The following is a 21,752-nucleotide window of genomic DNA, read 5'->3' as shown; positions in this document are numbered from 1 at the left end:
AGCAAAAGCGCACGAGCAAAATTGGGGCTTGAATTGCACCATTGCCCCCATGTGGTGCCGGGCTCTGCGTGGCACATTTGAAAGCTGCGTACTCAACGCCTCTGGTCGCAGGACTTCGACATTTTCCTGACCTAGTGGCCAGAAAATTGCTTTATCCACAGGCACAAGTCCAACAGCACCGAGCCTGTCATGCCCAATTGCGCTCCAATCCCCGATCCGATTCCGCGCCTGCAACTGCACAGAATCAGCAAACGCTACCCCGGTTGCCTGGCCAACGATGCCATCGACCTGACCATTGCCCCTGGCGAGATCCATGCCCTGCTCGGCGAAAACGGCGCGGGCAAAAGCACGCTGATGAAGATCATCTACGGCGTGACCCACGCCGATTCCGGCGAAGTGATCTGGCAAGGTCAGCGGGTGAGCCTGCGCAACCCGGCCCAGGCCCGGGGTTTGGGAATCGGCATGGTGTTCCAGCATTTCTCGCTGTTCGAAACCCTGAGCGTGGCGCAGAACATCGCCCTGGCCATGGGTGCGGCGGCAGGCACACCCAAACAGCTTGAGCCGAAGATTCGCGAAGTGTCCCGGCGCTACGGCATGGCGCTGGAACCTGAGCGACTTGTCCACAGCCTGTCGATCGGTGAACGGCAACGGGTGGAGATCATTCGCTGCCTGATGCAGGACATCCGCCTGTTGATTCTCGATGAACCGACTTCGGTGCTGACGCCGCAAGAGGCCGACGACTTGTTCGCCACCCTGCGCCGGCTCGCCGCCGAGGGCTGCAGCATTTTGTTCATCAGCCACAAGCTCGGGGAAGTTCGCGCGTTATGCCACAGCGCAACGGTTTTACGAGGCGGTCGGGTGGCCGGCCATTGCGTGCCGGCCGAGTGTTCGGATCAACAACTGGCGCGCTTGATGGTCGGTGAAGCGGCGGAGTTGATCGCAGACTATCCGAAGGTTACTGGAGGTGATGCGTTCCTTGATGTCCGTGGCTTGTCCTGGCGCAACCCGGACCCGTTCGGCTGCTCGCTTGCCAACATCGACCTTGAAGTGCGCCGCGGTGAAATTGTCGGCATCGCCGGTGTCGCCGGTAATGGCCAGGATGAATTGCTGGCCTTACTCAGCGGCGAAGCACTGCTGCCCCGCAACGCCAGCGCGACGATACGTTTTGGCAAGGAGCCAGTCGCCCATTTGCGTCCCGATGCTCGCCGCCAACTCGGCCAGGTGTTCGTTCCCGCCGAACGCCTGGGTCATGGTGCGGTGCCGGAGCTGAGCCTGGCGGACAACGCGCTGCTGACCGCTTTCCAGCAAGGACTGGTGAGTAACGGCCTGATCCAGCGCGGCAAAGTCGAAGCACTGGCCGAGGAAATCATCCACCGTTTCGGGGTCAAGACGCCCGATAGCCAGGCTCCGGCCCGCAGCCTGTCCGGCGGCAACTTGCAGAAATTCATTCTCGGCCGGGAAATCCTTCAGCAACCGAAACTGCTGGTCGCCGCACACCCGACCTGGGGCGTGGACGTCGGCGCGGCCGCCACCATTCACCGCGCCTTGATTGCCTTGCGCGATGCCGGCGCGGCGATCCTGGTGATTTCCGAAGACCTCGACGAACTGTTCCAGATCAGCGACCGCCTCGGCGCCTTGTGCGGCGGTCGGCTGTCAGCGCTCCACGCCACCGTCGACACGCGCCTGAGCGATGTCGGCGGCTGGATGGCCGGCCAGTTCGGCGCCCCTCAATCACTCGCATCCGCCACGCGTTAACGGAGTGTCACATGCTGCTTTCTCTTGAACCCCGCGGCCAGCAATCGCGCCTGATGCTGTGGTGCTCGCCGTTGCTGGCGGCTGCACTGACCCTGGGCTGTGGATCCTTGTTGTTTATCGCGCTCGGGCACGACCCGCTGCTGACCTTGCACACCTTGCTGATCGCGCCTGTCAGCGACCTGTATGGCGTCTCCGAATTGCTAGTCAAAGCCCTGCCGATTCTGCTCTGCGCGTTGGGCCTGGCGGTCGCCTATCAGGCGCGCATCTGGAACATCGGTGCCGAAGGTCAACTGCTGCTCGGTGCGCTGGCCGGCAGTGCGCTGGCGGTGAACATCATCGATATGCAAAGCCGCTGGGCGCTGGTGCTGATCCTGCTGACAGGCACTCTGGCGGGCGCCGCGTGGGCCGGCCTGACGGCGTGGTTGCGCACGCGCTTCAACGCCAATGAGATCCTGACCAGCATCATGCTCAACTACATCGCACTGAACCTGCTGCTGTTCTGCGTTCACGGCCCTTTGAAAGATCCCGCCGGGTTCAACTTCCCCGAGTCAGCAATGTTCGGTGACACCAGCCGCTTGCCGCTACTGATGGAAGATGGCCGGGTTCACGCCGGGGTGTATTTCGCCCTGCTCGCATTGGTGACCGTGTGGGTGCTGTTGCAGAAAAGCTTTGTCGGTTTCCAGATCAAGGTGCTCGGGCTGGACAAGCGTGCCGCCGGTTTCGTCGGCTTTCGCGAGAAGCGCCTGATCTGGCTCGCACTGTTGATCAGCGGCGGCCTGGCAGGGCTGGCTGGTGTGTGCGAAGTCACCGGCCCCATCGGCCAGCTCGTGCCGCAGGTCTCACCGGGCTACGGCTATGCGGCGATCACCGTGGCATTTCTCGGCCGCTTGAATCCTGTCGGCATCCTGTTTTCCAGCCTGTTGATGGCGCTGCTGTATATCGGCGGAGAAAGCGCACAAATGAGCCTGAACCTGCCGCAAGCGATCACCCAATTGTTCCAGGGCATGATGCTGTTTTTCCTGCTGGCCAGTGACGTGCTGATTCTCTACCGACCGCGCTTGAACCTGCGCTGGACCCGCCGCGCCCAAGCCACCGCCGTACAAGCAGGAGCGTTGTGATGGATATCGATCTGCTGAGCAATATTTTCTATGCCATGGTCCGCTGCGGCACGCCGTTGCTGCTGGTGGCGTTGGGGGAACTGATCTGCGAGAAAAGCGGCGTCCTCAACCTCGGCCAGGAAGGCATGATGCTGTTTGGCGCGGTGATCGGTTTCATCGTCGCGTTCAACACCGGCCAACTGTGGCTCGGCGTGTTGCTGGCGATGCTCGCCGGGATGCTGTTGTCATCACTGTTCGCCCTGGTGGCGCTGGTGTTCAACGCCAATCAGGTGGCCACCGGTCTGGCCCTGACGATTTTCGGCGTGGGCCTGTCGACCTTCGTCGGTGCGGCTTGGGTCGGTAAGCCGCTGGCGGGATTCGAACCCTTGGCGATTCCGTATTTGAGTGAAATCCCGCTGATCGGGCGAATGCTGTTTACCCAGGACCTGTTGGTGTATCTGTCATTCGCGCTGTTTGCGCTGGTGGCCTGGGTGATTCTGAAAAGCCGCGTCGGGCTGTTCATCCAGGCGGTCGGGGAAAACCCGGAGGCAGCCAGCGCCATGGGCTTGCCGGTGTTGGCTGTGCGGACCCTGGCGGTGTTGTTCGGCGGTGCGATGGCAGGGTTGGCCGGAGCATATCTGTCCCTGGCGTACACACCGATGTGGGCGGAGAACATGAGCGCCGGGCGCGGCTGGATTGCCCTGGCGCTGGTGGTGTTCGCCAGTTGGCGGGTGTGGCGCCTGCTGCTCGGCGCGTACCTGTTCGGGCTCGCCAGCATCCTGCACCTGGTGGCGCAGGGGTTGGGGCTGGCGATTCCGTCGAGTCTGCTGGCGATGCTGCCGTATGTCGCGACCATTGTGGTGCTGGTGCTGCTGTCACGGGATGCGCTGCGGACACGGTTGTACGCGCCGGTTTCGTTGGGGCAGCCGTGGCAGGCTGGGCATTAGTGGTTGTTTGGGCGGGCCTCTTCGCGAGCAAGCCCGCTCCCACATTGGATGGGTGTGTACTCGGTCAAATGTGGGAGCGGGCTTGCTCGCGAAAGCGTCCGAACAGGCAACACCTGAGCCACGCCCCACGCCAATTCAAACACCAGGAAAACCACCAGCAACGAACTCGCGCCATGAACCAGGGCATATGCCTGCCAGGCCGAGAACAGGAATCTGGCCACGGCGTCATACCGCCCATAAACCTGCTGCGGATCACGAATCCGCAGCACCGCCCATACGCAGACAATCGAGCCCAGCAGATTCGCCATCAACATGTGCACCGGTTCGAACGGTGGCAGCTCACCGGGCAAACTCAACGCCTGACTCACCCCCGTCAAAAGCCCATGCAACGCCGCAAAACTCCACGGCGTGACAAACGCGACCGTCACGATCAGGTCGTACCAGGCACTGCCTTGCACCAACCGGCGATATTGCGCTGAAGTCCACATCGACATTGCTCCATCAATTCAGGGAGCAACAAGGCTAAAGCCTGGAGTATGCTCCAGGGTCAAGCCCCTCGAGACGTCATGATGCGCATCGGTGAATTAGCCCAGGCCAGCGCCGTCAGCCGCGACACGCTGCGCTTTTACGAGCAGCGTGGGTTGATTGCGGCGCAACGCAGCGCCAACGGCTATCGCGACTATCCACCAGACATGGTGCAACTGGTGCAGTACATCAAGACTGCTCAACGGCTGGGCTTTACCCTCGGCGAGATCGGCAACAGCGTCGCTACAATCTGGCAATCGCCCGATCCGGACAGCGCCGTCACGCAACTGCTGCAAGACAAACTCAAACTGATCGAAGCCCGCATGGCCGAACTCGGCGCGCTGCGCGATGAGTTGCAACAACGGCTCGGGCAACAGTGCCCATTGAATCCACGATCCTGAACTTTCAAGGAAGCCACTCATGTCCAAGGCAAAAACCGCACTCATCATCGGCGCCTCCCGGGGGCTTGGCCTCGGGCTTGTGAAAACCCTGTTGGCCGATGGCTGGCAAGTCACCGCCACCGTGCGCGATCCGCAAAAAGCCGAAGCCTTGCAGGCCCTGGGCAATGTGCGGATCGAAAAGCTCGACATGGACGATCAGCAGGCGGTGTCCGCCCTGAGCCAACAACTCAAGGGTGATGTGTTTGACCTGTTGTTCGTCAATGCCGGGGTCAAGGGGCCGGAGGTCCAGACGCCAAACGGCGGCGCGACAATGGCCGAAGTCGGTCAGCTGTTTTTCACCAACGCCGTGGCGCCGATTAACCTGGCCCAGCGTTTTGTCGAGCAACTGCGCCCGGACACCGGCGTGCTGGCGTTCATGAGTTCAGTGCTGGGCAGCGTGACCATGCCCGATGCGCCGGAACTGGCACTGTACAAGGCCAGCAAGGCGGCGCTGAATTCCATGACCAACAGCTTCGTCACTCAGTTGGGCGAAACCGGGCTCACCGTGTTGTCGCTGCACCCGGGCTGGGTGAAAACCGACATGGGGGGTGAAGGCGCGGACATTGATGTGGAAACCAGCACCCGTGGCCTGGTTGATCAGGTGAATGCGTATGTCGGCAAGGGCGGGCATCACTTCATCAATTACCGGGGTGAAACCATTCCCTGGTAAACGCCACCCTTACTGTAGGAGCGAGCTTGCTCGCGATGGTGTGTCAGCCGACAGCTATGTAGCTGATACTCCATCGCGAGCAARCTCGCTCCTACAGGGGCTACTCTTCGTCTGGTCGGGTTGGGCTTGCCCGCCAGAGCGTTTTGATCGACACTGCGCACCTCGCCTCCCCGGCGAACCTGGATCAGCAGACAGGGCAACACTGAGCTGGCAACCCTGAACCCAACTTTCAGAGGAGCCGGCCAACATGCCTGCGACCCGTACCTGGTTAAAAAATCCCCTCGCCATTTTCACCTCCAACGGTCTCGATGCTCGTGGCGGCCTGGTGCTGCAAGACGGTTTGATCGTCGAAGTACTCGGCACCGGTCAACAACCGTCCGTCCCATGCAATGAAGTGTTCGATGCCCGCGAGCATGTGATCCTGCCGGGCTTGATCAACACCCATCACCACTTCTATCAAACCCTGACCCGCGCCTGGGCGCCGGTGGTCAATCAGCCGCTGTTCCCGTGGCTGAAAACCCTGTACCCGGTCTGGGCTCGCCTGACCCCGGAAAAACTCGCCCTCGCCACCAAGGTCGCGTTGGCTGAATTGCTGCTGTCCGGTTGCACCACCGCCGCCGACCACCACTACCTGTTCCCGGAAGGTCTGGAAAACGCGATCGACGTGCAAGTCGAGAGCGTTCGCGAGTTGGGCATGCGCGCCATGCTGACCCGCGGTTCCATGAGCCTCGGCGAAAAGGACGGTGGCCTGCCGCCGCAACAGACCGTGCAGGAAGGCGAAGTGATCCTCGCCGACAGCCAGCGGTTGATCGCCGAGTACCACGAACGCGGTGATGGCGCGCAAATCCAGATCGCCCTGGCACCGTGCTCGCCGTTCTCTGTGACGCCGGAAATCATGTCGGCCAGTGCCGAGCTGGCGAACAAACTCGACGTGCGTCTGCACACCCACCTGGCAGAAACCCTCGACGAAGAAGATTTCTGCCTGCAACGCTTCGGCCTGCGCACCGTGGACTATCTGGACAGTGTCGGCTGGCTCGGCCCGCGTACCTGGCTGGCCCATGGCATCCATTTCAACCCGGACGAAATCGCCCGCCTCGGCGCCGCCGGCACCGGCATTTGCCATTGCCCGAGTTCGAACATGCGCTTGGCCTCGGGCATCTGCCCGAGTATCGACTTGACCGATGCCGGTGCCCTGCTTGGTTTGGGCGTGGACGGTTCGGCGTCCAACGATGCCTCGAACATGATGCTCGAAGCGCGCCAGGCGTTGTACATCCAGCGCCTGCGCTACGGCGCCGAGAAGATCACCCCGGAGCGCGTGTTGGGCTGGGCGACCAAGGGCTCGGCGAGCCTGCTGGGCCGTACCGACATCGGCGAGTTGGCAGTGGGCAAGCAGGCTGACCTGGCGATGTTCAAGCTGGATGAATTGCGCTTCTCCGGTAGCCATGATCCTGTCTCGGCATTGTTGCTGTGCGGCGCCGATCGCGCGGACCGGGTGATGGTCGGCGGCAAGTGGCGGGTGATCGATGGGCAGGTCGAAGGTCTGGACCTGAAGGGATTGATTGCTGATCACAGCCAGGCGGCGCGGCAACTGATCGCCGGGACCTGATACAACACCGATTAAAACTGTGGGAGCGAGCCTGCTCGCGATGGCGGTATTTCAGTCACTGACGATGTCGACTGACACTCCGTCTTCGCGAGTAGGCTCGCTCCCACATTGGTTTTGTGGAGAGTCATGACCATCTGGATTGGCGCACCAGTGGATGGCAACTGTGCAAGGACATGCACTGTTATCGGACTTCAAGGACCTTTCGCGAGCCTGCTCGCGATAGCATCACCGCGGATTCAAGTTTTGTTGTCTTGTTGGTCAGCAATTTGCATTGCCCTGTGCAAGCCAGAGAGCCCAGCCAACCTCACAACAAAATGGAGTTCCAATTCATGCACAACCGTCCGTTGAAGAAGCTGCTTTGCGCCGTTGCGGCGGCCATCGGTCTGAGCGCTAGCCTGGCCGCCGTAGCCGCTGACCCGCTGAAAGTCGGCTTCGTCTATATCGGCCCGATCGGTGACCACGGCTGGACGTATCAGCATGAACAGGGGCGCAAGGAACTCGCGGAAAAATTCGGCTCGCAGATCACCACCAACTACGTGGAAAACGTCGCCGAAGGTGCCGACGCCGAGCGGGTGATCCGCAACATGGCCAAGGATAAATACGACCTGATCTTCACCACCTCCTTCGGCTACATGAACCCGACCGTGAAAGTCGCCAAGCAGTTTCCCAAGGTGACCTTCGAACACGCCACCGGCTACAAGCAGGACAAGAACCTCGGCACTTACCTGGCGCGCACTTACGAGGGTCGCTACGTCGGCGGCTTCCTCGCGGCGAAGATGACCAAGACCAAGAAAATCGGCTACGTCGCTTCGTTCCCGATCCCGGAAGTCATCCGCGACATCAACGCCATCCAGTTGGCCCTGAACAAGTACAACCCCGGCACCGAGATCAAGGTGGTGTGGGTCAACTCGTGGTTCGATCCTGGCAAGGAAGCGGACGCCGCCAACGCGCTGATCGACCAGGGCGTGGACGTGGTGTTCCAGCACACCGACAGCCCCGCGCCGATCCAGGCCGCCGAACGTCGCGGCGTGTATGCCGTGGGCTACGCTTCGGACATGGCGCACTTCGGGCCGAAAGCGGTACTGACCTCCATCGTCAACGATTGGGGCCCGCACTACGTCCAGGCAACCCAAAGCGTGATCGACCATAACTGGAAACCCCAGGACTACTGGGGCGGTTTGAAGGAAGGCACCGTTGAGCTGCCGATCAGCGACCTGGTGCCGGCGACGGTGAAGAGCGAAGCCGAGCAACTCATCGCCGACATCAAGAGCGGTGCGCTGCAACTGTTCACCGGGCCGATCAAGGATCAGGCCGGGATCGAGAAAATCCCGGCGGGTGTGTGCGCGACCACGGCGGAACTGGCGTCGATGAATTACTACGTGGAAGGCATGAAGGCCGAGATTCCGAAGTAAATTTTCAGCCACAGCACAACTCCCACATTGGATCTTCAGCGTTCTTAAGGATTGCGCATGAATAGCCTTCCGATCATCGACATCACCCCGCTCTACAGCGAAGACCCATCCGCCTGGCCAGCCGTGGCCGGGCAAATCGACCTCGCCTGCCGCGAGTGGGGTTTCTTCTACATCAAGGGCCATCCGATTTCAGCGGCTCGCATCAACGCCCTGCTTGATCACGCCAAACGCTTCTTCGCCCAACCCACCGCCGAAAAGCTCAAGATCGACATCACCCAGACCCGTCACCATCGCGGCTACGGCGCCATCGCCACCGAGCAACTGGACCCGAGCAAACCCAGCGACCTCAAAGAAACCTTCGACATGGGCCTGCACCTGCCGGCCGGGCACCCTGACGTACTGGCGGAAAAACCCTTGCGCGGCCCCAATCGCCATCCGTCCATCCCCGGCTGGGAAGCGTTGATGGAACAGCACTACGTCGACATGCAAGCCCTGGCGCAAACGCTGTTGCGGGCCATGACCATCGCGCTGGGGATTGAGCGCGACTTCTTCGACACACGCTTCAATGACCCGGTCAGCGTGCTGCGGATGATTCATTACCCGCCGCGCCACACCGCCAGCTCCGAAGATCAGCAAGGTGCCGGGGCGCACACCGACTACGGTTGCATCACCCTGCTCTATCAGGACGCCGCCGGTGGCTTGCAGGTACGCAACGTCAAAGGCGAATGGATCGACGCGCCGCCGATCGAAGGTACGTTCGTGGTCAACCTGGGCGACATGATGGCGCGCTGGAGCAACGACCGTTACCTGTCGACGCCGCACCGGGTGATCAGCCCGCTCGGTGTGGATCGTTATTCGATGCCGTTCTTCGCCGAGCCGCACCCGGACACCCCCATCGAATGCCTGCCCGGTTGTCAGGATGCATTGCACCCGGCGAAATATCCGGCCACAGCCTGCGCCGAGTTCCTGCTCTCGCGCTTCGCCGATACTTACGCTTATCGACGGGAACTGGAAACGGTGTGATGAACCGCCTGGTCAGGTTTTACCAATTGTTGCGGCAACCCTCTGTAGAATGGCGACCATTGCACCTGATGAGAAAAGAATTATGTACGACTGGCTGAACGCCCTGCCCAAGGCAGAATTGCACCTGCACCTGGAAGGCTCGCTGGAGCCCGAGCTGTTGTTCGCCCTGGCCGAGCGCAACAAAATTGCCTTGCCTTGGGACGACGTCGAAACCTTGCGCAAGGCGTATGCCTTCAACAACCTGCAGGAGTTCCTCGACCTGTATTACCGGGGTGCCGATGTGTTGCGCACGTCCCAGGATTTCTATGACCTGACCTGGGCGTACCTGTTGCGTTGCAAAGAGCAGAACGTGATTCACACCGAACCGTTCTTCGACCCGCAGACCCACACCGACCGTGGCATTCCGTTCGAAGTGGTGCTCAACGGCATCGCCGCCGCGCTGAAGGATGGCGAGCAGCAACTGGGCATCACCAGTGGTTTGATCCTGAGCTTCCTGCGCCATCTGAGTGAAGACCAAGCGCAGAAAACCCTCGACCAGGCGCTGCCGTTCCGCGATGCGTTCGTCGCCGTGGGCCTGGACAGCTCCGAAATGGGCCACCCGCCAAGCAAGTTCCAGCGCGTGTTCGACCGTGCCCGTCACGAAGGCTTCCTGACCGTCGCCCACGCCGGTGAAGAAGGCCCGCCCGAGTACATCTGGGAAGCCATCGACCTGCTGAAAATCCAGCGCATCGACCATGGCGTGCGCGCCATCGAAGACGAGCGCCTGATGCAGCGAATCATCGACGAGCAGATCCCGCTGACCGTGTGCCCGTTGTCGAACACCAAGCTTTGCGTGTTCGATCACATGTCGCAGCACAACATTCTCGACATGCTGGAACGCGGCGTGAAAGTGACCGTGAACTCCGATGACCCGGCGTACTTCGGCGGTTATGTCACCGAGAACTTCCATGCGCTGCACACCCACCTGGGCATGACCCAGGATCAGGCCAAACGCCTGGCGCAGAACAGCCTCGATGCGCGGTTGGTGAAACCGTAAGGTTCAGCGCCAAAGCCCGGCGGGAGCGAGTGCGTTCGCTCCCACACCGGTGCACTAAAGCGCCATTTCCAACTCGCTCTCCTGGGCAAAGCGATGAATTTCGCGTTGCCCTGAGGCCGTCACCTGCAAGGCTCGGGAATCATTGGGCAGGCTCAGCCACCCCGACTGCATGAACAGCTGCAACAGTGCCGCGCCCAGCGAGCCGCCCAAGTGCGGGCGTCTTTCGCTCCAGTCAGGGCAGGCGCAGGCAACCCTGCCGTTGTGATGGGCCAGCGCCTGGATGAACACGCCCCGTGCCGCCAACTCCGTCGCGCCCTTGAGCGTGACCGTGACCCGCTGATCAAAGTGTTCGATCCAGCCTGCCTCCAGCAGTCGCTGATACAGATCGGCGGACAGGGTGCCCCCCAAGTGATCGTCGCACAGTCGGGCACTCAACAATGACGAACGCACCGCCCGGGGTTTGGCGAGAGGCACATTGCGCTTGAATACGTCCGGAATATCCTGGGGTGCGCTGGCGAAGGTCGCGCTGGCCAGTGCTTCGATTGCCGCCCCGACCTCGGGAGCGGCCAGGCGGAAGAAGCGTTTGCGGCCGCGGTTTTCAACCCTCAGCAGACCTCCGGCGGACAAACGTCCCAGGTGTGCACTGGCCGAAGACGGTGACAGGCTGGCCAGCAATGCCAACTCTTCGGTTGTTCGCGCCGAACCATCCATCAAGGCCCACATCATTGCGCTGCGCTTTGGGTCAGCCAGCAATGTGGCGATCTGGCTGATGCAAGGTGCATGTTCCATGTATTCACTCCCTGTTGAATCGTTTCGTCTACTGTCCAGAGAAATCTTGACCAGTAATGTGTCGTCGGCCAATCCGTGGAAACTGCCATAAGCCCGGCAACGCCTTGCTCACTCATTAGCGCTGCCTGACCGATGCTGCGAAGGCCAGAAGGATGACCGTGCAGCCGGGCCGACTCGAACGTGGACCCGCCATTGGGGATCGACGCTACTTACATGATGAGGGCGCTAGTATATGCGGGTTGGTCGGCGGATCCTTTCCTCCGCCCGGCATAGGTGGTGATCGTTCCTGAGGGAAATTTCTCTTTTTTCGTGCGACTAATGATCGATTTCCGCAAAGCCTGGAAATTGACTGCTCAAAAGGGTGCAACGGCTGGCAAGCATTTCACGCAACAGGTTCACCGGCTTACTCAATTGTGCGCGATGGGCGCACAACAGATTCAACGGTGCGCGCTCACAGAGCAGCTCCGGCATCAGCACCTTCAAGCGGCCGGCCAGTACATCGGCGGCCACATCGAGCCAGGACTTGTAAGCGATCCCGGCTCCTGCCACGGCCCAAAGGCGCACGACATCGGCATCGTCACTGAAACGATCGCCGCTGACGGTCAGGCTGACTTCGCGTTTGCCATCGTGAAAACTCCAGTGATCGTGGACCCGGCTGCCGAGCATGTACAACAGGCAATTGTGYTGTGCCAGTTGCTCCAGATGCCGCGGCTCGCCATGCCGGGCCAGATAGCCGGGAGCGGCGCACAGCACCCGGCGGTTCTGCGGGGCAATGGGCAGCGCCACCAGGCTGGAGTCCTCCGGCTCACCGTAGCGCAGGGCAATGTCCACCGGTTGGCGGAACAGGTCGGCGATGCGGTCCCCCAGCAGCAGACGCACGGTGAGTTTCGGGTGCTCGCGTTGAAACTCGTCGAGCCAGGGCAGCAGCAGGTTGCGGCCAAAGTCCGATGGCGCCGACAGTTGCAGCACCCCGCTGACCTGGTCCTGACCACTGGCCAGCAATCGCCGGCCCTCGTCGAGATTGCTCAGGGCCGCGCGGGCGTATTCGAGAAAGCCCTCGCCTTCGGCGGTCAGGCGCAGGCTGCGGGTCGAACGGGCCAACAATCGGGCGCCGAGTTGCTGTTCGATGCGCTTGAGCGCCGCACTGGCCACCGCCGCCGACATGTCCATGCCCCGCGCGGCGGCGGACAGACTGCCCAGGTCCGCCGCCCGGACAAACAACTGCAAGTCATCGAAACGCAGCATCAGAGCACCGATTATCAAAAAAATATTGAAAGAGACTGCTCTTTTAGCCGGTTTTATCTTCAGGAGAAATAGCCAATCATCTGCCTCATCGAATCTCTTCTTTATTAGTCTTCCGGAGCCCCCCATGAAAGCCATTGCCTACTACGCCTCGTTGCCGATCAGTGACGACAAGGCTCTGCAAAACATCGAACTGCCGGAGCCAGTCGCCGGCCCCCGCGACTTGCTGGTGGAAGTCAAAGCCATCTCGGTCAACCCGGTAGACACCAAGGTGCGCCAGAACGTCCAGCCCGAAGGTGGTGCGGCCAAGGTGCTGGGTTGGGATGTGGCCGGTGTGGTCAAGGCGGTGGGCAGTGAGGTGACGCTGTTCCAGGCCGGCGACAAGGTGTATTACGCCGGCTCCATCGCGCGTGCGGGCGGCAACAGCGAGTTGCATGTGGTGGACGAGCGCATCGTCGGCCATATGCCAAAGACCCTGGGTTTCGCCGAGGCCGCTGCCCTGCCGCTCACCGCGATCACGGCCTGGGAACTGTTGTTCGAGCGCCTGCAAGTGCGCGAAGGCAAAACCGACGAAGGCCAGAGCCTGTTGATCGTCGGCGCGGCGGGTGGCGTGGGCTCGATGCTTACGCAACTCGCTCACCAACTGACGGCCCTGAAAGTCATCGGCAGCGCTTCGCGTGCGCAGACCCAAAGCTGGGTGAAGGAACTGGGCGCCGATCTGGTGATCGACCATAGCCAGCCACTGAGCGAAGCACTCAAGCGTGCCGGCGTGGATCAGGTCACCCACGTTGCCAGCCTGACCCAGACCGACCAGCACCTGGACCAACTGGTCGAGGCATTGGCGCCCCAAGGCAAGCTGGCGCTGATCGATGACCCCAAGTCGCTGGATGTGACCAAGCTCAAGCCCAAGAGCCTGTCACTGCACTGGGAATTCATGTACACCCGTTCGCTGTTTGAAACCGCGGACATGATCGAGCAACACAACCTGCTCAATCGCGTCGCCTGGCTGATCGACGCCGGGACACTGAAAACCACGGTGGGCGAACACTTCGGCACGATCAACGCGGCCAATCTGCGCCGTGCCCATGCCCTGCTGGAAAGCGGCAAGGCCAAGGGCAAGATTGTGCTGGAAGGGTTCTGAAGCGCTGAAAAAAACCGCCGCTGATTTCATCGCCTTCTGCTGTTTTCCGTCTGCGAGCGGGACGCCCCGGTCGCAGACAGCCTCTGTGGGCCCCCTCGAAAACCCGTGTTTTTTTAGTTACAACCGTCAGTCCGACAGTTGATCCTTGTCACAATGGTGACCGTATACGGGACTACAATCGAATCTCCTGCGAGGCATTCTTTTGCGTAACGTCTTTTACAAGACATCTTTTACGAGACATCTTTTGCGAGAGGAGTTCGGCTATGAAGATCCTGATAAAAGAACTGGCAAAGTCCCAGTGGCAAGTTCGCTTAGACCAACATGCTGTGACGTTCCGCAGCGAAGCAGAAGCTCGCGCCTTCACGCGTACCCTTGAAGCCCGCATCCAGGCCCCTCATCAGATTCCCGTCCTCCTCCCGCAGCGTGCAGCCGGCTGACTCCGGCCTCAAACCTGGGCTTGCGCCAGCGCCCGGGCATTTTGCAAACGCCGGGTGAGCACCGCTGCGCTCACCACCAGAATTCCACACAGGCTGATGACCATGGCCATTGGCACGGCGCTGCCGTCGTGCAATACGCCCACCAGCGCAGAGGCGCCGGCAGCCACGCTGAATTGCAGGCAACCGAGCAGCGCCGACGCGCTGCCGGCCCGTGCACCCTGCCCGCTCATCGCGCAGGCCGCGGCGTTGGGACTGATGCAACCGAGGCTGGCGATACAGATGAACAATGGAATCAGCAGCGGCCATAGGTGTGCCGGGTGCAGAGAGCTGACAGCGAGCAGGGTCAAACCGGCCGCCAGATAAACCCACACCGCACGCGCCAGCAAGAACGTCGGGCCACGCTTGGCCAGTAACTGCGCGTTGACCTGCGCCACCAAAATGAAGCCCGCCGCATTGGTGCCGAACAGCCAGCCGAAATGCTCGGCCGGAACGCCGTAGAGCTTGATGATGATGAAGGGTGAACCGGCGATGTAGGCAAACATCCCGGCGATGGCGATACCCCCGGTCAAGGCATGGCCAAGAAATATCGGGTCAGCCAGCAACCGGCCGTACTGACGCAGCGCACCCGACAATGGTTGACGCGGCATGTGGGCCGGCAAGCTTTCCGGCAATCCCGTTGCCACCGCCAGCCCTGCCAGCGCACTGAAACCGGTCAACGCCAGGAAGATCGACTGCCAGCCTGTGGTGTTGACCAATAACCCACCCAGCAATGGCGCGAGGATCGGGGCAAGCCCCATCACCAGCATCAACTGCGAAAAGACTTTCGCCGAACCCACCGCATCACATTTGTCGCTGACCACCGCCCGGGAAATCACCATCCCCGCGCAACCGCCCAACGCCTGGATGAAACGCGCGCCGATCAGCCACTCCAGGTTCGGCGCATAAGCGCACGCCACGGAGGCAGCGGTGAACAGGCCGACACCGGTGAGCAACGGAATGCGTCGCCCGAAACGATCCGCCACCGGGCCATAGGCCAACTGACCGATGGACAAGCCGAGGAAGTACGCCGCCAATGTCATCTGAACGTGATTTTCGTCCGTCCCGAAAGCCAGGGCCATGGCCGGGAAGGCCGGCAGGTAGAAATCGATCGCCAGCGGACCGAAAGCGCTCAAGGCGCCGAGAATCAGAATGGTACGGAAGTTCATCAGGCATCCAGTGGGGCAGAAGTCGGCAGCCCGACAGTCTAGCCGCGCATGGACGCCTTGAACATTCCGGTAGCTCGCTAACTATCAAATTCAGGCCAGTTTGACGCCGTAACCCTCTTCGCTGATCGCCTCGATCACTTGCTGGGCGGTCAGCGCACTTTCGACACCGACCTCCCTGGCCGCCAGATCGACCTGCACGCTGGCCGCCGGGTCTTTGGCCTGGACCGCCTGAGTGATGGCCTTGACACAGTGACCACAAGACATGCCTTCAACGTTGAACACTTGCATGGGATGACTCCTTTTCCGAGGTTTGAACCCAGTTTCGAGCTTGCCACCATGGCAAGGTCAAGTTCTGAAGCTAGCTGCCGGGCTGGCAATCGGCGCGACGCTCGGCCAAGCTGCGTCCATCAATGACTCGAACTCAGGAGATTCAGCCATGCGCTGGTCAGTTTTCAGCCTGTTTGGTTTTCTCAGCCTTTTCGCCGCCGTGTCTTCGGTCAATGCTGCCGGTCAGGATTATGGCGTACTGATCATTTCCCGCGAGCGCCTGGAAGTCGCGACCAGCTGCGAGATTGGTGTGTACATCCAGGATCAACTGGCGGCGCGGCTGTTCCAGGAACAGAGCACCTCGTTCAACCTGCCGCCGGGCATCGTCTCGCTGCGCCTGAAACTGCTGCCGGGCCAGGTCCCGGGTTGCAGTCCGGGCATGCTCGCGCCGGGTTCGCAGGATATCCAGCTCAAGGCCGGCGATGTGCTCAAGTACCGGATCGCGATGACGCAGGAAGGGATGTACCTCAAGCGCGCCGGTCTCGGCTACTGATCGGCTGCTTGATCTGAAACATGGCACTTGACCTTGCCAGCATGGCAAGGTTGATCCTGTGGTCATCTACTACAGGGAGTGCGACTGATGTCCGAATCCACCACGTTCGACCTGCCGATTGCCGGCATGACCTGCGCCAGTTGCGCCGGGCGGGTCGAGCGCGCTTTGAGCAAAGTCATTGGCGCCAGTGCCGTCAGCGTCAACCTCGCCACTGAACAGGCGCGGGTCCAGGCACCCAGCGACAGCCTGCCGGCCTTGATGGATGCCGTGGCCAAGGCCGGCTATAGCGTGCGGCAACAGAGCCTGGAATTGAGCATCGACGGCATGACCTGCGCTTCCTGCGTCGGTCGCGTCGAGCGTGCGCTGGGCAAGATTGTCGGAGTGAAAAGCGTCAGCGTCAATCTGGCCAACGAACGCGCCCACCTTGAACTGCTCGGCCAGATCGATCCGCAAACCTTGATCGCAGCGGTGACCAAGGCTGGCTACAGCGCCAGCGTATGGGAAGCCGAACACCCGCCAACCGACAACCAGCAACAGCGCCTGCACCGCGAACGCCAAGCCTTGATCATTGCCATCGCCCTCGCCTTGCCGCTGGTATTGCCGATGCTGCTACAGCCATTCGGCGTGCACTGGATGCTCCCGGCCTGGGCGCAATTTGCCTTGGCCACGCCGGTGCAATTCATCTTCGGCGCACGGTTTTACATCGCCGCGTGGAAAGCCGTGCGCGCCGGGGCCGGCAACATGGACCTTCTGGTCGCCTTGGGCACCAGCGCCGGGTATGGCTTGAGCCTGTACGAATGGGCCACCGCCGCCGGGCGCATGCCGCATCTGTATTTCGAAGCCTCGGCAGTGGTGATCGCCCTGGTGCTGCTGGGCAAGTACCTGGAAAGCCGCGCCAAGCGCCAGACCGCCAGCGCCATCCGCGCCCTCGAAGCCTTGCGCCCGGAACGGGCGATTCGGGTGATCGATGGCCACGAGCAAGACGTCGCCATCAGCGCCCTGCACCTCAATGACCTGGTGATGGTCAAGCCCGGCGAACGCTTCCCGGTGGACGGCGAAGTGGTTGAAGGCCAGAGCCACGCCGACGAAGCCCTGATCAGCGGCGAGAGCCTGCCGGTGCCCAAGCAGCCCGGCGACAAAGTCACCGGTGGCGCGATCAACGGTGAAGGTCGATTGATGGTGCGTACCCAGGCCCTCGGTGCGGAAACCGTGCTGGCGCGGATCATCCGTCTGGTGGAAGACGCCCAGGCTGCAAAAGCGCCGATCCAGAAACTGGTGGATAAAGTCAGCCAGGTGTTCGTGCCCACCGTGCTGCTGATTGCCCTGGCTACCCTGATCGGCTGGTGGCTGTATGGCGCGCCGATAGAAACCGCGCTGATCAACGCCGTGGCGGTGCTGGTGATCGCCTGCCCGTGCGCCCTGGGCCTGGCCACGCCGACGGCGATCATGGCCGGCACCGGCGTGGCGGCGCGCTACGGGATTCTGATCAAGGACGCCGAAGCACTGGAGCGTACCCATGAAGTCAGCGCGGTGGTATTCGACAAGACCGGCACCCTGACCTCCGGCGCCCCGCGCATCGCTCATCTGAGTGCCATCGACGGGAATGAGGCGAGCCTGCTGCAATGGGCCGGCGCCCTGCAACGCGGCAGTGAGCATCCGTTGGCAAAGGCTGTTCTGGGTGCCTGTGCCGAGCGTGGATTGAAGGTGGCCGATGTCAGCGACAGCCAATCCCTGACCGGCCGCGGCATCGCCGGCAACCTCGAAGGGCGTCGCCTGGCGCTGGGCAATCGTCGCCTGCTGGAGGACAGCGGCTTGAATGCCGAGCCGTTGGCCGACTCGGCGACCGACTGGGAAAAAGAAGGCCGGACCTTGTCCTGGCTGATCGAGCAATCCCCCGAACCCCGCGTGCTGGGCCTGTTCGCCTTCGGTGACACCCTCAAGCCCGGCGCGCTGCAAGCGGTGCAACAACTCAGCGCACGGAACATCAGCAGCCACCTGCTGACCGGCGACAATCGCGGCAGCGCCAAGGTGGTCGCCGAGGCGCTGGGCATCCACGATGTGCATGCCGAAGTGCTGCCGGCGGACAAAGCCGCCACGGTCGCCGCACTGAAACAAACCGGCGTGGTGGCGATGGTCGGTGACGGTATCAATGACGCCCCGGCACTGGCCGCCGCCGACATCGGCATCGCCATGGGGGGCGGCACCGACGTCGCCATGCACGCAGCCGGCATCACCCTGATGCGCGGCGATCCGCGACTGGTGCCGGCCGCGCTGGAGATCAGCCGCAAGACCTACGCCAAGATTCGGCAGAATCTGTTCTGGGCCTTCGTCTATAACCTGATCGGCATTCCGCTGGCGGCGTTCGGCTTCCTCAATCCAGTGCTGGCCGGTGCGGCCATGGCGTTGTCGAGCGTCAGCGTGGTGAGCAATGCGCTACTGTTGAAAACCTGGAAACCCAAGGACCTGGAGGACAACCGATGAACATCGGCCAAGCGGCCCGCCACAGTGGCCTGAGTGCAAAGATGATCCGTTATTACGAATCCATCGGCCTGCTCAAGGCGGCCCATCGCACCGACAGCGGTTACCGGGTGTACGGCGATGACGACCTGCACACGCTGGCGTTCATCAAGCGCTCGCGGGACCTTGGGTTTTCCCTGGAAGAGGTCGCCAAGTTGCTGACCCTCTGGCAAGACCGCCAGCGCGCCAGCGCCGATGTGAAAGCGTTGGCCCGCCAGCACATCGATGAGTTGAACCAGAAGATCCGTGAACTCGGCCAGTTGCGCGACACCTTGCAGGACCTGGTTGAGCACTGCCAGGGCGATCATCGGCCGGATTGCCCGATTCTGAAGAATCTGGAGTCGGGATGTTGTGCTGACCCCGTGCGTGCCTGACCTATTGGTGTTGGATGTACCGACGCCTTCGCGGGTAAGTCGGATCGCCGCACCGCCGCTCCCACAGGGTTTGTGGTGTATGAACATGTGTGGGCCGGCTCAATCCTTGTGGGAGCGGGCTTGCTCGCGAAGGCGTCGTATCAGTCGACATCAATGTTGCATGACTCACCGCTTTCGCGAGCAAGCCCGCTCCCACATTAGTTCTCCAGTGTTTGGAAGTAGACACCCACAAAAAACCCGGCCGAAGCCGGGTTTTTCTTTATCCGATCACTGCATCCAAGGTGGAGGCGGTTCTTCGGTCTTGCCCGGCGGAGCATCGTCCGCCGCGCGTACGGCCTGCTTGCGCTCTTCATCCAGGCGCGCGGCCTCGATCTCGCGCATGATTCCGCCCACGTCGGCCAGCTCTTCCGTGTCGGCGAACTCGCCGGTCAGGACACTGGCCGGGTGCAAGGTGCCAGCCTCGTACAAGGCCCACATTTCCTTGGCGTACTTGGTCTTCTTCAACTCCGGCGCAAACCGCCCGAAGTAGGACGCCATGTTGCCCACATCGCGCTCCAGCATGCTGAACGCGTGGTTGTTGCCCGCCGCGTCCACTGCTTGCGGCAGGTCGATGATCACCGGACCTGTCGGCGTCAGCAGCACGTTGAACTCGGACAGGTCGCCGTGCACCAGACCGGTACACAGCATCAGCACGATCTGGGAAATCAGAAACGCGTGATACTCGCGGGCCTGATCCGGCTCCAGCACCACATCGTTCAGACGCGGCGCGGCATCGCCGTACTCGTCGGCCACCAGCTCCATGAGCAGCACGCCTTCGAGGAAGTCGTACGGCTTGGGCACGCGCACACCGGCATTGGCCAGGCGGAACAGCGCCGCCACTTCGGCGTTCTGCCAGGCGTCTTCGGTTTCCTTGCGGCCAAACTTCGAGCCTTTGGCCATCGCCCGGGCCTGACGGCTGTTGCGCACCTTGCGGCCTTCCTGGTACTCGGCCGCCTGACGGAAACTGCGTTTATTCGCCTCCTTGTAGACCTTCGCGCAACGTAACTGGTTACCGCAGCGCACCACATAAACAGCTGCTTCTTTACCACTCATGAGTGGGCGCAGCACCTCGTCGACCAGACCGTCCTCGATCAGGGGTTCAATGCGTTTTGGAGTCTTCATCAGCTTTTATTGTGGGTCCTTTATTACCAAACACGCGAAAGTCATTCGTTATACGGCAATCCACTCACCGGGGGGAGGGGTTGTCGACTTATGAACATTGCAGAAGCACACAATGTACCGATTTCATCAAGTAAAACCGACGACCGCCATGGTCGTTCCAGATCATAGCCGAGCCTGCGTCACTTGTTGTGCAAGGGCATTGAGGGCAATTGCGACAGAAGCTGACACCACCGTTCATACCTTCCGTAGGATTTTTCCCAACAGGCCTCAATTTCCTCCGACAACAGCCGAAGTCCTTAGTGACAAAGTGATTTGTCCGACAATCGCTCCCCCAACAATAGCGATGCCGCACTCAAGGATCCGGGTTGACCAAGAACGTTTACGGCTGCCAATAAACCGCGAGTCATCTGCACTGCGTGGGCCTACAAGAAAATCTGGAGCGCGGATGAACATCAAACAGAAGTTGACCTGGGCGTTTGCAATCATCGCCTGCCTGCCCGTGGTGCTGGTCGCCACCCTCGTTGTGCTGAACCTGCGCAGTGATGCCAGGGACGAATTCATCGACGGCAGTGCCCGCGAGATTCGTCAGGTCAGCAACGCGATGCAATTGTTCTTTGACGGCATCAGCCAGAACGTCGATTACCTGGCCAAGCAGCCGTTGATCCGAAACTCCGACGACAGCCTCAAGACTTACATGGCCGCCAACGCCGAGAGCGTCCCTCAAGGCGAGGCTGACAAAAAAGTCTTCGCCCTGCTCCAGGATCTGGGCAACAGCCACCCGGCCTACGCCTATGCCATCCTCGGCACGGCGGCGGGCGGTTACGTGTCGTGGCCGGATGATCCGAAGCTGAGCAACTATGACCCGCGACAGCGCCCCTGGTACAAGGCCGCCCAGGCCAAACCGGGCAAGCCGTTGCGCACCGAGGCCTACTACTGGGCCCAGGACGACGCGACCTACGTCAGCACCGTGCGCACCATCGACAACAAGCTGGGCACCAACGGCGGCGTGGTCAGCATCGACGTGACGCTCAAGCAGCTCACCGAAATCGTCAAACAGATCAAGCTCGGTGAAACCGGCTACCTGATGCTGCTGGAAAACACCGGCATGGTCCTGGTGGATCCGAAACAACCGGAACACAACTTCAAACCGCTGAACAGCCTTGGCGACGGCTACGCGCAACTGGCCAAGGCCGGCAAGGGCCTGGTGGAAGTGGAGCTGAACGGCGAGCACTACATGGCCAACGTCTGGCCATCGGAGCAATTGGGCTGGACCTTCATCGGCCTGATCAAACAGGACGACGTGATGAGCTCCGCGACCCAGTTGACCTGGTTGATCGCCATCATCGCCGCCGTCCTGGCCGTCATCTTCGCCATCGTCGGAGCCAGTTTTGCCAGCCTCATCGTGCGCCCGATCCACAGCGTGGCCAGCGGCCTGGAAGGCATCGCCCAAGGCGAAGGCGACCTGACCCAGAACCTGCAAATCCGTGGCAACGATGAAACCGCGCAACTGGCCAACTGGTTCAACCAGTTCCTGACCGCGATTCGCAACCTGATC

The 21,752-nt window shown here is 61.5% G+C and carries 20 protein-coding genes and 1 pseudogene; 15 read left to right on the top strand and 6 right to left on the bottom strand.

Features of this window, described 5'->3' with window-relative positions; genetic code table 11:
• Nucleotides 1-189: 189 nt before the first annotated feature.
• The 3 genes from AC1DVE_RS07645 to AC1DVE_RS07635 are packed head-to-tail and all read left to right on the top strand — an operon-like array spanning nt 190 to nt 3,799.
• Nucleotides 190-1,755, top strand: coding sequence for an ABC transporter ATP-binding protein (locus AC1DVE_RS07645; RefSeq protein ID WP_223535131.1), 1,566 nt, complete (start codon nt 190-192; stop codon nt 1,753-1,755).
• A gap of 11 nt (nt 1,756-1,766) precedes the next feature.
• Entirely contained in the window at nt 1,767-2,873 is a 1,107-nt protein-coding gene (locus AC1DVE_RS07640) for an ABC transporter permease (protein WP_223460146.1), read from the top strand.
• Complete coding sequence (locus tag AC1DVE_RS07635) at nt 2,873-3,799, top strand: ABC transporter permease (protein ID WP_223533778.1); 927 nt, start codon at nt 2,873-2,875, stop codon at nt 3,797-3,799. The genes AC1DVE_RS07640 and AC1DVE_RS07635 overlap by 1 nt, the downstream gene beginning before the upstream one ends.
• On the opposite strand, the gene AC1DVE_RS07630 is transcribed toward AC1DVE_RS07635, so the two are convergent.
• A complete protein-coding gene (locus tag AC1DVE_RS07630; protein WP_223533779.1) occupies nt 3,796-4,287 on the bottom strand; it encodes a hypothetical protein in 492 nt (163 codons plus the stop codon). The two genes, AC1DVE_RS07635 and AC1DVE_RS07630, sit on opposite strands and share 4 nt — an antisense overlap.
• Before the next feature lie 81 nt (nt 4,288-4,368).
• Between AC1DVE_RS07630 and AC1DVE_RS07625 the strand changes: the two genes are divergently transcribed.
• The 6 genes from AC1DVE_RS07625 (at nt 4,369) to AC1DVE_RS07600 (ending at nt 10,511) form a co-directional block, all read left to right on the top strand.
• Entirely contained in the window at nt 4,369-4,725 is a 357-nt protein-coding gene (locus AC1DVE_RS07625) for a MerR family transcriptional regulator (RefSeq protein ID WP_150727943.1), read from the top strand.
• A 19-nt stretch (nt 4,726-4,744) separates the two neighbouring features.
• Nucleotides 4,745-5,434, top strand: a complete 690-nt coding sequence (locus AC1DVE_RS07620; protein ID WP_223533780.1) for an SDR family oxidoreductase — start codon at nt 4,745-4,747, stop codon at nt 5,432-5,434.
• 247 nt (nt 5,435-5,681) lie between these two features.
• On the top strand, nt 5,682-7,040 hold the full coding sequence (locus AC1DVE_RS07615) for an 8-oxoguanine deaminase (RefSeq protein ID WP_223533781.1): 1,359 nt from the start codon (nt 5,682-5,684) through the stop codon (nt 7,038-7,040).
• Nucleotides 7,041-7,369: 329 nt separating this feature from the next.
• Nucleotides 7,370-8,452, top strand: a complete 1,083-nt coding sequence (locus tag AC1DVE_RS07610; protein WP_223460157.1) for a BMP family ABC transporter substrate-binding protein — start codon at nt 7,370-7,372, stop codon at nt 8,450-8,452.
• A gap of 57 nt (nt 8,453-8,509) precedes the next feature.
• Entirely contained in the window at nt 8,510-9,475 is a 966-nt protein-coding gene (locus AC1DVE_RS07605; RefSeq protein WP_477783865.1) for an isopenicillin N synthase family dioxygenase, read from the top strand.
• A gap of 82 nt (nt 9,476-9,557) precedes the next feature.
• On the top strand, nt 9,558-10,511 hold the full coding sequence (locus AC1DVE_RS07600) for an adenosine deaminase (RefSeq protein ID WP_223460161.1): 954 nt from the start codon (nt 9,558-9,560) through the stop codon (nt 10,509-10,511).
• A gap of 54 nt (nt 10,512-10,565) precedes the next feature.
• Here AC1DVE_RS07600 and AC1DVE_RS07595 read toward each other — a convergent pair whose 3' ends face one another.
• Complete coding sequence (locus tag AC1DVE_RS07595; RefSeq protein WP_223460163.1) at nt 10,566-11,300, bottom strand: ArsR/SmtB family transcription factor; 735 nt, start codon at nt 11,298-11,300, stop codon at nt 10,566-10,568.
• Between the two features lie 315 nt (nt 11,301-11,615).
• Nucleotides 11,616-12,545, bottom strand: coding sequence for a LysR family transcriptional regulator (locus AC1DVE_RS07590; protein WP_223460165.1), 930 nt, complete (start codon nt 12,543-12,545; stop codon nt 11,616-11,618).
• Nucleotides 12,546-12,669: 124 nt separating this feature from the next.
• Here AC1DVE_RS07590 and AC1DVE_RS07585 point away from each other — a divergent pair, with 124 nt between their 5' ends.
• Together AC1DVE_RS07585 and AC1DVE_RS07580 are read left to right on the top strand one after the other, a co-directional pair.
• Nucleotides 12,670-13,683, top strand: a complete 1,014-nt coding sequence (locus AC1DVE_RS07585; protein WP_223460167.1) for a zinc-binding alcohol dehydrogenase family protein — start codon at nt 12,670-12,672, stop codon at nt 13,681-13,683.
• 263 nt (nt 13,684-13,946) lie between these two features.
• A complete protein-coding gene (locus tag AC1DVE_RS07580) occupies nt 13,947-14,120 on the top strand; it encodes a hypothetical protein (RefSeq protein WP_223448310.1) in 174 nt (57 codons plus the stop codon).
• A gap of 8 nt (nt 14,121-14,128) precedes the next feature.
• Here AC1DVE_RS07580 and AC1DVE_RS07575 read toward each other — a convergent pair whose 3' ends face one another.
• Together AC1DVE_RS07575 and AC1DVE_RS07570 are read right to left on the bottom strand one after the other, a co-directional pair.
• Entirely contained in the window at nt 14,129-15,325 is a 1,197-nt protein-coding gene (locus tag AC1DVE_RS07575) for a multidrug effflux MFS transporter (RefSeq protein WP_223460169.1), read from the bottom strand.
• A gap of 90 nt (nt 15,326-15,415) precedes the next feature.
• Nucleotides 15,416-15,613, bottom strand: coding sequence for a heavy-metal-associated domain-containing protein (locus AC1DVE_RS07570; protein ID WP_223460170.1), 198 nt, complete (start codon nt 15,611-15,613; stop codon nt 15,416-15,418).
• 148 nt (nt 15,614-15,761) lie between these two features.
• On the opposite strand from AC1DVE_RS07570, the gene AC1DVE_RS07565 reads away from it, so the two are divergent.
• From AC1DVE_RS07565 to cueR, 3 genes are all read left to right on the top strand, one after another.
• Nucleotides 15,762-16,145: a hypothetical protein gene (locus tag AC1DVE_RS07565; protein WP_223533783.1), complete on the top strand. Its 384-nt coding sequence runs from the start codon at nt 15,762-15,764 to the stop codon at nt 16,143-16,145.
• A gap of 87 nt (nt 16,146-16,232) precedes the next feature.
• Nucleotides 16,233-18,626: a heavy metal translocating P-type ATPase gene (locus AC1DVE_RS07560; protein WP_223460175.1), complete on the top strand. Its 2,394-nt coding sequence runs from the start codon at nt 16,233-16,235 to the stop codon at nt 18,624-18,626.
• Nucleotides 18,623-19,036, top strand: a complete 414-nt coding sequence (cueR, locus tag AC1DVE_RS07555; RefSeq protein ID WP_223460177.1) for a Cu(I)-responsive transcriptional regulator — start codon at nt 18,623-18,625, stop codon at nt 19,034-19,036. The genes AC1DVE_RS07560 and cueR overlap by 4 nt, the downstream gene beginning before the upstream one ends.
• A 267-nt stretch (nt 19,037-19,303) precedes the next feature.
• Here the strand turns inward: cueR and AC1DVE_RS07550 are convergent, their stop codons facing one another.
• Complete coding sequence (locus AC1DVE_RS07550) at nt 19,304-20,197, bottom strand: PA4780 family RIO1-like protein kinase (RefSeq protein ID WP_223460179.1); 894 nt, start codon at nt 20,195-20,197, stop codon at nt 19,304-19,306.
• 112 nt (nt 20,198-20,309) lie between these two features.
• Here AC1DVE_RS07550 and AC1DVE_RS07545 point away from each other — a divergent pair.
• Nucleotides 20,310-21,731 (top strand): annotated as a pseudogene (locus AC1DVE_RS07545) (cache domain-containing protein); the annotation flags it as partial.
• Nucleotides 21,732-21,752 lie beyond the last annotated feature (21 nt).

It is taken from the genome of Pseudomonas sp. P4_B4, assembly GCF_056402255.1.
Note: the sequence above shows the minus strand (reverse complement) of the source record. Positions and strands in the feature narration are given on the sequence as shown.

Excerpts from the sequence above, each read along its gene's own strand:
- AC1DVE_RS07620 (WP_223533780.1), top strand. The coding sequence starts at position 4,745 with ATGTCCAAGGCAAAAACCGCACTCATCATCGGCGCCTCCCGGGGGCTT.
- AC1DVE_RS07625 (WP_150727943.1), top strand. The coding sequence starts at position 4,369 with ATGCGCATCGGTGAATTAGCCCAGGCCAGCGCCGTCAGCCGCGACACG.
- AC1DVE_RS07595 (WP_223460163.1), bottom strand. The coding sequence starts at position 11,300 with ATGGAACATGCACCTTGCATCAGCCAGATCGCCACATTGCTGGCTGAC.
- AC1DVE_RS07550 (WP_223460179.1), bottom strand. The coding sequence starts at position 20,197 with ATGAAGACTCCAAAACGCATTGAACCCCTGATCGAGGACGGTCTGGTC.
- AC1DVE_RS07635 (WP_223533778.1), top strand. The coding sequence starts at position 2,873 with ATGGATATCGATCTGCTGAGCAATATTTTCTATGCCATGGTCCGCTGC.
- AC1DVE_RS07570 (WP_223460170.1), bottom strand. The coding sequence starts at position 15,613 with ATGCAAGTGTTCAACGTTGAAGGCATGTCTTGTGGTCACTGTGTCAAG.
- AC1DVE_RS07585 (WP_223460167.1), top strand. The coding sequence starts at position 12,670 with ATGAAAGCCATTGCCTACTACGCCTCGTTGCCGATCAGTGACGACAAG.
- cueR (WP_223460177.1), top strand. The coding sequence starts at position 18,623 with ATGAACATCGGCCAAGCGGCCCGCCACAGTGGCCTGAGTGCAAAGATG.
- AC1DVE_RS07580 (WP_223448310.1), top strand. The coding sequence starts at position 13,947 with ATGAAGATCCTGATAAAAGAACTGGCAAAGTCCCAGTGGCAAGTTCGC.
- AC1DVE_RS07640 (WP_223460146.1), top strand. The coding sequence starts at position 1,767 with ATGCTGCTTTCTCTTGAACCCCGCGGCCAGCAATCGCGCCTGATGCTG.
- AC1DVE_RS07575 (WP_223460169.1), bottom strand. The coding sequence starts at position 15,325 with ATGAACTTCCGTACCATTCTGATTCTCGGCGCCTTGAGCGCTTTCGGT.
- AC1DVE_RS07630 (WP_223533779.1), bottom strand. The coding sequence starts at position 4,287 with ATGTGGACTTCAGCGCAATATCGCCGGTTGGTGCAAGGCAGTGCCTGG.
- AC1DVE_RS07605 (WP_477783865.1), top strand. The coding sequence starts at position 8,510 with ATGAATAGCCTTCCGATCATCGACATCACCCCGCTCTACAGCGAAGAC.
- AC1DVE_RS07645 (WP_223535131.1), top strand. The coding sequence starts at position 190 with ATGCCCAATTGCGCTCCAATCCCCGATCCGATTCCGCGCCTGCAACTG.
- AC1DVE_RS07600 (WP_223460161.1), top strand. The coding sequence starts at position 9,558 with ATGTACGACTGGCTGAACGCCCTGCCCAAGGCAGAATTGCACCTGCAC.
- AC1DVE_RS07560 (WP_223460175.1), top strand. The coding sequence starts at position 16,233 with ATGTCCGAATCCACCACGTTCGACCTGCCGATTGCCGGCATGACCTGC.
- AC1DVE_RS07565 (WP_223533783.1), top strand. The coding sequence starts at position 15,762 with ATGCGCTGGTCAGTTTTCAGCCTGTTTGGTTTTCTCAGCCTTTTCGCC.
- AC1DVE_RS07610 (WP_223460157.1), top strand. The coding sequence starts at position 7,370 with ATGCACAACCGTCCGTTGAAGAAGCTGCTTTGCGCCGTTGCGGCGGCC.
- AC1DVE_RS07615 (WP_223533781.1), top strand. The coding sequence starts at position 5,682 with ATGCCTGCGACCCGTACCTGGTTAAAAAATCCCCTCGCCATTTTCACC.